This window comes from Ligilactobacillus saerimneri DSM 16049 (assembly GCF_000423265.1).
Classification (GTDB): Bacteria; Bacillota; Bacilli; order Lactobacillales; family Lactobacillaceae; genus Ligilactobacillus; species Ligilactobacillus saerimneri.
Window position 1 is genome coordinate 1 of sequence record NZ_AUHQ01000039.1, and the last position, 10372, is coordinate 10372.

The window sequence follows — 10372 nt, forward strand, 5'->3', positions numbered from 1 at the left end:
GGCTCCGAGTTCGCGGATCTATCAAATCTTGAGCAAGTTTCCAAGACGCTTGTGTATTATGCTCACCCTTATACATCCTGTGATAAAGGTAGCGTAGAGCGGCACAACGGGCTTATCAGACGCTATATTCCTAAGGGAGACCGGATAGATAAGTACAGCGTGGAAGACATTGCTAAGATCGAAGTATGGTGCAACTCTCTTCCTCGAAAGATCTTAAACTACAAGACTCCAGAAGAGTGCTTTGACATAGAGCTTGACCATATTTATCGACACAGATAGTCAAAATCTACCAGATGCTATTGGCAAGTGTTCAATTTATTATTGCAATTGGCGATTAAATTTGTTCAAGTTATTTATTGCAATCTACCCATTACTAATAATTTTTGGGGTAAACGTGGTTTTTGTTCATGGTCTTCAGCCGGCACACCTAGACGCAAACCTAGTACTGGGATGACCATTGCTGGCAAGTCTAAAAGTTCCGTTACAGCCTTAAGATCATTGCGAATACTTCCCAAGATCACCCCACCTAAGCCAAGGCTCTCCGCCGCTACATACATATTCTGTAACGCTAGGGTCGCATCAGCCATCCCCTGCAAGTAGAGGTCCATAGTATGCAAGCGGCCATCATCAACCCCATTTTTTCGCCGGATCTGTTGGTTACGCCGCAAATCAGCTACAAAAATAAACAGGTCCCCATTTTCTGCAATCGCTGGTTGCCGGCAAATGCTAGCGAAACGACGTTTCTTTGCCAGATCCGTCACATGAATGAGCGAAAACTGCTGTAAATATTGACTAGTTGCTGTCCGGCGTGCTACTTCATACAAAGTAGTTAGCGTTTCTTTATCTAACGGCTGGTCGGTAAATTGCCGTACCGTCCGATGATTCAACTGTGTTGTAATAGTATCATTTGTCTGCATCAACACCACTCCTTTTTAAGAAAGAAAAACGCAGCACCAACTTAGGTGCTACGTTAATCTATATTTAATTAGTCATTGTATCGCCACTTTGAATCAGCTACAATTCGCGCTGCAATCAAACCTAACGGTAAGGCAATAATAATCAAAATTGCTTGGGTTAACCAGTAGGCTCCCACTCCTATCGAAGTTAACCCGATATTATACGTTGCCCGATATAAATATAATCCTGGAACCATGATCACAATCGATGGAACAGTTAACGAAATCCGGGGGAAGTCCATCTTCTTATGAATCAATGATGCCAACAAGCCCGCTACTAAAGCGCCACAAAAAGCAGCTGCACTGGGGGGCATATGGCCTAAATCAACTAATTCTAACCGCAAAGTATTGGCTATGGCCCCAATCACACCAGCTGTGGTTGCCATCTTAGGTGTCGAGTTGAACATAATTGAGAAACCGAAAACCCCACAAAAACTGGCTGGCAACCGTAATAATAATAACACTAGTGGAGGTAAATTAAGCGGAATAAAGTCTGCTGGGCGCAAATGAACTGTATATGCCACTAGCCACCCGACTAGGGTCGCAACAACTACAATTGTTACCGCATGAGCTAGGCGTTCTAGTCCAGACCGCATATCCAATTTGGCAATATCGAGCCCGCTAGTAATGAATGGAAATCCTGGAATAACAAACAACATTGCACCAATATACCCCGCTTCATGCCGTTCATTGATATTAAATTTCAACAGCAATTCAAAAACTACTAAGTAAACTAGACAGGCAACCGCTACACTAACAACCGTATTGGCTAAGTGAGTCAAATGGTATTCACCCATCTTTTTACGGACGTAATTCCCCAAACCGGCCCCACAGAAACAGCAGATCATTTCAATCCAGCCGCCACCGAGAAGAAAAACGAACCCCGCACAGGCTAAAGCAGATGCTAAGCCAGCAACAAACGCTGGATAATTGGCAGGCTTATTCTCAATTTTATCTAGCAAGTCATGGACTTGGCGAACAGTAAGATAAGCTCCATCATTAGCAAAACGTCGCACAAAACTCTCCATTTCCCGAAGCTTATCCGTGTTAACTCCAGTTCGTGGTAAAGACAAGGCTTGAGTATAGCTCATACCATTTTCATAACAAGTGTATTCCAAAGAAACTAACCCCACGTCGGCCGAACAAGTAATGCCTAGCACCCGGGACGCAGTATTCATTGATTCACGTACCCGCCAAGCACCGGTCCCGCAGGATAGCATGATGATGCCAATCCGTCCCACTAAAGCAGCTTTCTCACGCAAAGGGGCTTCACGTGCGATCGTGTCACCATTTTTCTCAGCAAACTCCTCCCAAGGAATCGGCATGTGGTGCCGCATGCGGGGGTTGTCTTCATATTCCATTCTCTCTCACTCTTTCTTCCAAATTTTCAATTAACTAATGATACCAGCGCCGGTTGAGAACAATCACTAAAGTGACGATCATCAACAGTACTGCTATCCCAACCGTGATCTGCCAAGCATAGGGACTATCAGCAAATGGCAAGTGGTGCACATTTTCTCCATAAAAGCCCGATACAATTGTTGGAATCGACAAAACGATTGAAAAGACCGTTAAGACCTTCATCGTTTGGTTTAGATCACTGTCTAAAACTTTACCATATGCATCCGAAACCCGCTCCACAACTTCCGAAATCATCTGGGCCATTTCCAACCCCTGCTGGGCTTCGACAATAATATCATCCAAATAATCGGCTTGCTGGTCTGTCATTGAATGCCCATAGATTCGATCAAACTCCATTAACAAGGAAACATTGCCACGAAGTGAAGTAAGAATATAAACCAGATTGGTATCGATCTCCATAGATTCATTGATCACCCGACGTCCTGTCCGTTGCAAAATCTTATTTTGGAGTCTTTGGCGCTTAACATCAATCATATGGAGCGGTTCTAGATATTCAACTGATAAGCGATACATCAGCATCAAAGCAAAGTCGAGTTTATTCCCATACTCCAATTCAACTGCCTCCAATGTTTGCTCAGCCATCTGGTTAACAAACATTGTTTCCTCATTAGTAAAGACTAGCAGGTCCTTTTCCGTCAACATGATTCCAATCGGTGCTGTTTGTGGTGCTGGAATCTCATCCGTGGGAACATAAACGTCAAAAATTAATAATGTAATGCCCCGCTTTTCATCTGTTTCAACCCGGGCCTTTTCATACGGGTCGATTGCGTATTCCAACATCTCATCAGACACATGATACTTAGTCACCAATTCGTGTTGCTCTTTGATCGTTGGCTTACACACACTGATCCACCGATTTTCAGCATTAATCTGTCTAATCTTTAGCATGTTTCCCCCTCCGTCAGCTTAAATAGTTGCCTTTATTATAACGCAAAAGCCACTCTTATGCCTAAACTCACAAGTCTGCTGATAGTCACCCACAGTTCAAAAAAATAGAGGTTGGAATTTCCAACCTCATCCGTGCCTACTTCTTAAAACGTCTTCGCGTTTTTCTCTAATTTTTGCCGACTATTTTGTAGAATATAAATCGCTACGATAACAATAATAACACCCAATGTTTCAATCCATGTCATATGCAAACCTAAAAAGACAACACTGAGAACTGAAGTTACAATCGGCTGAACTGCATCCATAATGCTTACCACATCTGATGGAGCAAAACGCAGACTGTATAAAAGGGTACTGAACGACATGATCGTTCCAATTAAGATAACTGCTGCCACAGCCACTACTAGTTGCCAACTCACAGTTGGGTGGTTATGCCAAAATGGATGGTTGGTATTAAAGCCGATACTTGCGATCAATGTTCCCCACCCTAAAACGACAAACGGGGGATTCCCAGCAGCAATCAGAGGACGGGGGAAAACTACGTAACAGGCAGCCGTAACTGCAGAGATCAATCCCCAAATTAACGAATCCATAGGGATAGCTAACTGCGTCATATCCCCTTTGGTCAAGGCAAAAAACACACCCACTAAACATAACAAAAATGAAATTAAATCCGAACGCAAAGGTCGAATATGCTTAAAAAAGAAAGCTCCTGCAACTACAAATAATGGCGCTAAATATTGCAAAATTGTCGTAGCCGAGGCATTCCCCGTCTGAATTGATACATAAAACGAGCCCATGTTAGCCGCTAACCCTATCAAAGCATAGGCTAACAAAATCCCCACCGACTTCCAATTCTTAAAGACACCCAGGGTTTTTTTCGGCCCATAAAAAAGAAAACTAATCAGTAAAAGCGTCACTCCAGCGCCAAAAGTCCGCATTGATAAAAACCAGGCAGCTGGAATGGTGAGGTTTTGAGAGATAAATTGAGTTACTACCCCAGAGATTCCCCAAAATGTCGAAGCTAAAGCTGACAAGGCAATCCCCTTAATTACAGTAGTATTTGAAAACTCTGACTGCATAATCAGTCCCCTTTCAGTAAAAACTTCTCTCATTTTATAACAAAACTCTTTTAATTAAAAACAAAAAGGCAGGCAACGTTACGAAATTTTTCATTCGTAACAGAAGCCTGTCCTAATCCATTCTATAACTATTCTTTTTCTAAGTTAACTTGATACTGACGACTAGTTTGTCTCCGCTTAGCCACATGCCATACAACTCCTAAGGCAAAGCCAACTAGGGCTGGCACAACCCACGATAAGCCTAGGGCAGATAATGGTAAGTAGTGTAACCGGAAAGCGGCCACTGCTTGTCCAAATGCACTTTGACTTACTACGGCAGGGAAGGAAACCACCATATCAAAGAAAGCAGGTACCACCGTAAACAACACTACCGCAAAGTATACCCGGCCATCACGGTTGAACAATGGTGATGTCACTGACAATACGATCAAAACCATTGATAATGGATACAAGAACATCAACATTGGCACAGACCATGCAATGATTTGTTGTAATCCCAAGTTAGCTGTCAAGAAAGAAACGAAACAGTTCAAAAATAACCATGTGTGATAACTGAGCTGAGGGAAATGTTCATGGAAGTCTTGAGCAAAAGCAGCTACCAAACCAACTGCAGTAGTCAAACATGTTAAAGTCATCAAAACCGCTAAAAATGCTTGACCAGCTGTCCCTGCATACCCATTAACGATCTGGGAAAAAGCGATCCCACCATCTGCCGATAACTTAAACTTGCCCAGTGACATCACACCAACCATGACCAACAGTAGGTAAATCAACCCCATTGCAGCCATCGAAAAGACTCCGGCTTTAGTAGTTGTTACAGAAACACTTTCGTTCTTCTTCATCATCCGGATAGCTGTCACAACCGTTACCCCAAAGGCCAAACCTGCCAAAGCATCCATCGTATTATAGCCTTCCAAGAACCCGTTGATAAATGGTGTGTTGACATAAGCAGTTGTTGCTTTAGCTAATGATAATTTTCCCATCGGGTGTAAAAATGCTACGAAGAAAACTACGAAAAGTAAGACTAAGAATGTTGGATTTAATAGCTTACCCAGGTTTTCCACAATCTTATTTTGCCGATAAGATAATGCAAAAGCGGCTGCAAAGAACAAGGCTGAGAAAACTGCCAAGCCCCATGTTTGCCAACCTGCAGGTAAAAGTGGGGCTACCCCCACCGTGTATGAAACAGTAGCTGTCCGTGGAGTCCCAAACAACGGTCCGATCGTTGCGTGAATCAAGACCATGAAGACCAGTGCGAAGCCTGCTCCCAGTGGCAACCCAACATCATAGACCCCTTTGGATTTGGTTACAGCAACTGCTAACACTGACAAAAGCGGTAATAATACCCCAGTTACTAAAAAACCCCCGGTTGCTAATAACCAATTATGCCCAGCCATCTGCCCTAAATGCAGGGGAAAGATCAAATTTCCCGCCCCAAAGAACAAGGCAAAGAGCATCGAACTAACGACAAAATAATCTTTTAAGGTTAATTTACTATAATCTTTTTTCATAAAAATTCTCCTCACATGGTTTTGCCAATACCTCTTTGACCGCCTATCATCACGAAAAAAGGCGCCCTCAAACCGTCGTTACGGTTCAAGGACGCCTCTTGTGCGTGGTACCACCCTGCATTCATAACCACATCGCTGCAGTTACCTTTCACGTACGGCCCTAAGTCATACTTTGAGCGATACGCTAACGCTATAATGGGCGTTCCCAATGGACCCTACTATGTTCGGGCCAACACTCGAAAGGGATTTTCATCTCAACTTCCCTCATCCCCTCACACCAACCGGGACTCGCTGTCAGTTCAGTTCAGACTACTCTTCTTTCTCATCGTGGTCTTTGATATTCGATCTTGCTTGCTAATAATATAGCTTAGGCCATCTCATCTGTCAATCATTTATTTAATATTTTTTTAATCGATATCCCATCAAAATAGTTTACAATAAGCATAAGTAATCACAGAAAGGATGTTTCCATGCTTTACAACGCTGCATTAGTCTTGGAAGGTGGGGCACTACGGGGACAATATTCTGCTGGTGTCGTAGACACTTTCCTGGCTCACCATATTGAATTTCAAAGTGTAATTGGTGTTTCAGCAGGGGCGCTTTGTGGCGCCAACTTTGTTTCTAAACAATATGGCCGTGTCACTTCAATCAACACTGGTTATCGCCATAATAGTGACTACATCTCGATTCGACACCTCCTACGCAAAAAGAGTATCATCGATCTCGACTACCTGTTTGAAGATCATGGTTTGCAATGGAGTAATTTTGACGAACGTGCTTACCATCGCTCAGCGACTAATTTTTCGATTGTTGCTACTTCTTTGGCCACTGGACAAGCCGCGGTTTTTACCAATCCTGGTGGCAAAGACCTGCAGGACGCGCTGATTGCATCTTCCTCCATGCCCTTTATGGCCGAACCACGGCAAACCACTCAAGGACTGTGCTTAGATGGCGGTGTCGCAGACTCTATCCCAGTTGATATTGCTCAAAAACAGGGCTTCGACAAAATTGTCGTTGTTCGAACCCGGGACATTAACTACCGCAAGAAAAAGACTAGTTCTGCAGTCGCTAAAATGTACCAACATCTCTACCGTCAATATCCGGAATTCATCCAGGCGGGGATTAACCGTCCAGAAATGTATAACCACCAAGTTGTCACAATTAATAAAATGCACCAACGAGGGGAACTTTTCTGCATCGCTCCGCAAATTCCTGTAACTATCAAACGACTAGAAGGCAATGTTAAAAAGCTGGATGCACTATATGAACAAGGACAAAGAGAGGCACACCGAATTCTCCCTCATCTGATCACTTATCTTGAAAATTGAATAATCATTCCTTACTAAGGATGAATAAACAACGAGGCTGGCGAGAAAGTAATTTTTTCTCACCAGCCTCGGTCTATTTAACAATTCATTTTAACGTAGAATTCGATACGCATATCCTACCACACAAAACAATTGGATCCACGCAATAATCAACCAGATGTTTTTATGATAAAACTTAGCTAATCGTTGGGGATTATTTGCCAAATCAGCGTGTTTATACTGGTAACTGGTGTAAATAAAGCTTCCAATTTCTAGAATAAAAAAGACCAGCCACAAGTGCGAAAAGTCTTTGAAAACATACAAGAGGAGCAACCACGCACCCCCGATTGTAAGTTCACTGACCGCACTTCCCACCAACAATCGATTGACTTCTTCTGATAGCAAGCCACCCGCTAACTCCTGTTGAAAAGTATTGCTTCGGATCAAGTACACCGATAAGGTATTAAGTATTTGTAGTAACAGGATTACCAATAACGCTACTTTCAGTAACGCATCTAAAATCAGCATGTTTCACCTCATTTTCTTTAAACACTATCTCTCACAAAATTGGTGAAAGCATCCGTGAAAAGTGTTGTTTGAACTTCCGCCATGATGATTGCTGAGCAAAATATTCCTCGGTCAACAATGTACAATCTTGGAGGTCATCTTCAAAAATTTGTTTTAATTGTGCAGTTAATTTTTTGTTATAAGCAAACGCATTAACTTCAAAGTTCAAGCGAAAACTCCGGTAGTCCATATTAGCTGAACCCACCGAAGCAATATCGTTCCCACTTACCATTGTTTTAGCATGGAGAAAGCCTTTATCATACTTATAAACTTTAACTCCATTTTCGACAAGATACTTCGCATAGTATTCAGTTGCCCGATAAACAAACGGATGGTCTGGCATGCACGGAATCATGATACGAACATCTACCCCACTGCGAGCAGCAATGATCAACGCCTCTAAATATGAGTCTTCTGGAATTAGGTACGGCGTTTGAATATAGATATATTGTTTAGCCGAACCAATAATTGCTTCATACCCCCGCCGAATTGCATATTCCTCGTTGTCAGGACCAGAAGCCACAATTTGCATGGGGACTAAGTCCGGATTCGCTAAAGGTGGCTTTACCTCGAAATTCTTAAATTGATCTTCAATATTGATCCGTGGCTTATCAGTCCCCCGACAAGTGGTATTCCAATCCATCGCAAACCGGACAGTCATCATCTTAACTGCCTGTCCGACTACCCGTAGGTGTGTATCCCGCCAATAACCAAACTTGGGATCTTCCCCTAGATATTGGTCACCGATATTAAATCCCCCGATGTAGCCGATCTGCCCGTCAATAATAGCGAGCTTACGGTGTAAGTGATAGTTCATCCGGGGCGTTGTGAACCGTGCCTTGGCTTTAGAAGCAAAAGCCTGAGCCAACCCACCGTATGCTTCCAGTTGGGTGAAAAACTTGTACGTAGTGCCACGTGATCCAGCCATATCATACAAAACCCGAACCTGAACTCCCCGTTGGGCAGCGTGTTCTAAGGCAGTCAAAATGCGTTTTCCAAGATTATCAGCATAAAAACTATAATATTCAATCAGCACATGATCCTCAGCTGCGTTAATGTCTGCAATTAAACTATCAAACTTCTCCTGACCATCGGTGAATATCTTGACCTGATTATCAGTTGTTAGCAACGCATCGTTGGTACTCAAAAACAGGTCCACTAACTGCCGTTCACGTTTATGCTCAATGTGCTTATTGCCTGCTATCAGCTGCCGTTGCTTACGCAAAATACGGTTACGTAAAGCTGCTTGCTCTTCTTGAATTGAAAAAATTTTGTCGTGCGAAAGTTGGCGTCCAACAAATAGATAAGCAATAAAACCTACATATGGAAAGATAGTTAACACTAATAGCCAAGCCCATGTTGAGGCAATATCACGATGGCTACGAAAAACTGTCCAAAATGCCAATACCGCATTAATCGCTAAAATAGCTTCAATAATACGGCGAATAATATCCCAATCCACTAACATAGTTTTCCTCCCCTGAATTCTTGTTTCCTATTTTACCACGTTCTTGGCTTCAACAAAAAAGACGCGAACAATATTGTTCGCGTCCTCAGCCACAGTGAAAGTAATTTTAGTCTTCTTTCTTTTGTGCGTTATTCATTGCTTCCATCAAAGAAGGATTCTTTGAGTGGCAATCTTTAATCATGTTTAAATCTGCTTCTGTTAATTCAACGATGTATTTTGTCATAGTTTTCACCCTCATTATTAAATCTAACTCATACTATATCACACTTATTTTGGTCTTTGATAACAAAGATCTAGGAGAACTACTGAGCCTTTTAGTTTGTTATTTTCTTTTTGCGGGTTAAGATAAGAACAACCAATAATTACTTACGAAAGGATGTCTTTTGTATGAGTTTAGATACTGCAATTTTTGCCGGCGGGTGTTTCTGGTGTATGGTTAAACCCTTCGATACTTTTCCCGGGATTGAAAAGGTTGAATCCGGCTATACCGGAGGCCACGTCCCTAATCCAACTTACGAAGAGGTCTGCACTGGGACGACTGGACATACCGAGGCCGTGAGAATCACCTTTGATCCTGAGAAAATTTCTTACTCAGAATTGGTCGAAATCTATTGGCGCCAAACAGATCCAACCGACGCTATGGGGCAATTCCAGGATCGTGGTGACCAGTACCGCCCGGTAATCTTCACCAATAGTCCCGCTCAACGGCAAATAGCCCTAGCTTCTAAGCAGAAGCTCCAAGCAAGTGGTCATTTCGGTGATGCCGAAATTGTCACAACCATCGAAGATGCCCAACCTTTTTACCCTGCCGAAGATTATCATCAGGATTTTTACAAGAAGAATCCTTTCCGCTACATGATTGAAGAAAAAGGTGGGCGCGAAAAATTCATTAAAGAAAATTGGGCCGACTAACCATTCAATAAATATAATAGTTGGGAGATAACTTTTAGGTTCTAGACCTGCAGTTGTTTTCTACGTTATCCGTGAAATGTTAATAAATTAGACCGAGGCTGGTGAGAAAATATTATTTTCTCCCAGCCTTTTCCATTATCTTATGGCAGATTGTAAAATTTAAGTTGAACATTTTAGTGGACAGAAAAACCCATAAAGGTCTTTAATGGTGTCGTTACAACATTCCATTAGAAAGAAGGACCTTTATGGGCACCACTAT

At 42.5% G+C, this 10372-nt stretch carries 10 protein-coding genes and 1 other annotated feature; of the genes, 3 read left to right on the forward strand and 7 right to left on the reverse strand.

What is annotated here, in order from left to right; genetic code table 11:
• Nucleotides 1–279: IS30 family transposase (locus tag G541_RS09705; protein ID WP_035163214.1), on the forward strand; the 279-nt coding region annotated here is incomplete at its 5' end.
• Nucleotides 280–353: 74 nt separating this feature from the next.
• Here the strand turns inward: G541_RS09705 and G541_RS09710 are convergent.
• From G541_RS09710 to brnQ, 5 genes are all read right to left on the reverse strand, one after another.
• Nucleotides 354–917 carry a nitroreductase family protein gene (locus G541_RS09710; RefSeq protein ID WP_235806375.1) on the reverse strand — a complete coding sequence of 188 codons (564 nt, stop codon included), beginning with the start codon at nucleotides 915–917 and terminating at the stop codon, nucleotides 354–356.
• A gap of 68 nt (nucleotides 918–985) precedes the next feature.
• The gene (locus G541_RS0107770; protein ID WP_009552116.1) at nucleotides 986–2317 is read right to left on the reverse strand and encodes a threonine/serine exporter family protein; all 1332 of its coding nucleotides are present in this window, start codon (nucleotides 2315–2317) and stop codon (nucleotides 986–988) included.
• 34 nt (nucleotides 2318–2351) lie between these two features.
• Nucleotides 2352–3266, reverse strand: a complete 915-nt coding sequence (locus G541_RS0107775) for a magnesium transporter CorA family protein (protein ID WP_009552117.1) — start codon at nucleotides 3264–3266, stop codon at nucleotides 2352–2354.
• Nucleotides 3267–3409: 143 nt separating this feature from the next.
• On the reverse strand, nucleotides 3410–4348 hold the full coding sequence (locus G541_RS0107780; protein WP_009552120.1) for a DMT family transporter: 939 nt from the start codon (nucleotides 4346–4348) through the stop codon (nucleotides 3410–3412).
• 128 nt (nucleotides 4349–4476) lie between these two features.
• Nucleotides 4477–5859 (reverse strand): branched-chain amino acid transport system II carrier protein, encoded by a 1383-nt coding sequence (gene brnQ / locus G541_RS0107785; RefSeq protein WP_027827068.1) that lies wholly within the window; start codon nucleotides 5857–5859, stop codon nucleotides 4477–4479.
• 84 nt (nucleotides 5860–5943) lie between these two features.
• Nucleotides 5944–6194 (reverse strand) — a binding site (T-box leader).
• A 135-nt stretch (nucleotides 6195–6329) separates the two neighbouring features.
• Between brnQ and G541_RS0107790 the strand changes: the two genes are divergently transcribed.
• Nucleotides 6330–7187 carry a patatin-like phospholipase family protein gene (locus G541_RS0107790; RefSeq protein ID WP_009552124.1) on the forward strand — a complete coding sequence of 286 codons (858 nt, stop codon included), beginning with the start codon at nucleotides 6330–6332 and terminating at the stop codon, nucleotides 7185–7187.
• Between the two features lie 90 nt (nucleotides 7188–7277).
• On the opposite strand, the gene G541_RS0107795 is transcribed toward G541_RS0107790, so the two are convergent.
• A complete protein-coding gene (locus tag G541_RS0107795; protein ID WP_009552129.1) occupies nucleotides 7278–7694 on the reverse strand; it encodes a hypothetical protein in 417 nt (138 codons plus the stop codon).
• A 31-nt stretch (nucleotides 7695–7725) separates the two neighbouring features.
• Nucleotides 7726–9201 carry a cardiolipin synthase gene (gene cls, locus G541_RS0107800; RefSeq protein WP_027827069.1) on the reverse strand — a complete coding sequence of 492 codons (1476 nt, stop codon included), beginning with the start codon at nucleotides 9199–9201 and terminating at the stop codon, nucleotides 7726–7728.
• A 387-nt stretch (nucleotides 9202–9588) separates the two neighbouring features.
• On the opposite strand from cls, the gene msrA reads away from it, so the two are divergent.
• Nucleotides 9589–10113 carry a peptide-methionine (S)-S-oxide reductase MsrA gene (gene msrA, locus G541_RS0107810; RefSeq protein WP_027827070.1) on the forward strand — a complete coding sequence of 175 codons (525 nt, stop codon included), beginning with the start codon at nucleotides 9589–9591 and terminating at the stop codon, nucleotides 10111–10113.
• The last annotated feature ends 259 nt before the right edge of the window (nucleotides 10114–10372 follow it).

Excerpts from the sequence above, each read along its gene's own strand:
- G541_RS0107780 (WP_009552120.1), bottom strand. The coding sequence starts at position 4,348 with ATGCAGTCAGAGTTTTCAAATACTACTGTAATTAAGGGGATTGCCTTG.
- G541_RS0107775 (WP_009552117.1), bottom strand. The coding sequence starts at position 3,266 with ATGCTAAAGATTAGACAGATTAATGCTGAAAATCGGTGGATCAGTGTG.
- G541_RS09710 (WP_235806375.1), bottom strand. The coding sequence starts at position 917 with ATGCAGACAAATGATACTATTACAACACAGTTGAATCATCGGACGGTA.
- G541_RS0107770 (WP_009552116.1), bottom strand. The coding sequence starts at position 2,317 with ATGGAATATGAAGACAACCCCCGCATGCGGCACCACATGCCGATTCCT.
- brnQ (WP_027827068.1), bottom strand. The coding sequence starts at position 5,859 with ATGAAAAAAGATTATAGTAAATTAACCTTAAAAGATTATTTTGTCGTT.
- msrA (WP_027827070.1), top strand. The coding sequence starts at position 9,589 with ATGAGTTTAGATACTGCAATTTTTGCCGGCGGGTGTTTCTGGTGTATG.
- G541_RS0107795 (WP_009552129.1), bottom strand. The coding sequence starts at position 7,694 with ATGCTGATTTTAGATGCGTTACTGAAAGTAGCGTTATTGGTAATCCTG.
- cls (WP_027827069.1), bottom strand. The coding sequence starts at position 9,201 with ATGTTAGTGGATTGGGATATTATTCGCCGTATTATTGAAGCTATTTTA.
- G541_RS0107790 (WP_009552124.1), top strand. The coding sequence starts at position 6,330 with ATGCTTTACAACGCTGCATTAGTCTTGGAAGGTGGGGCACTACGGGGA.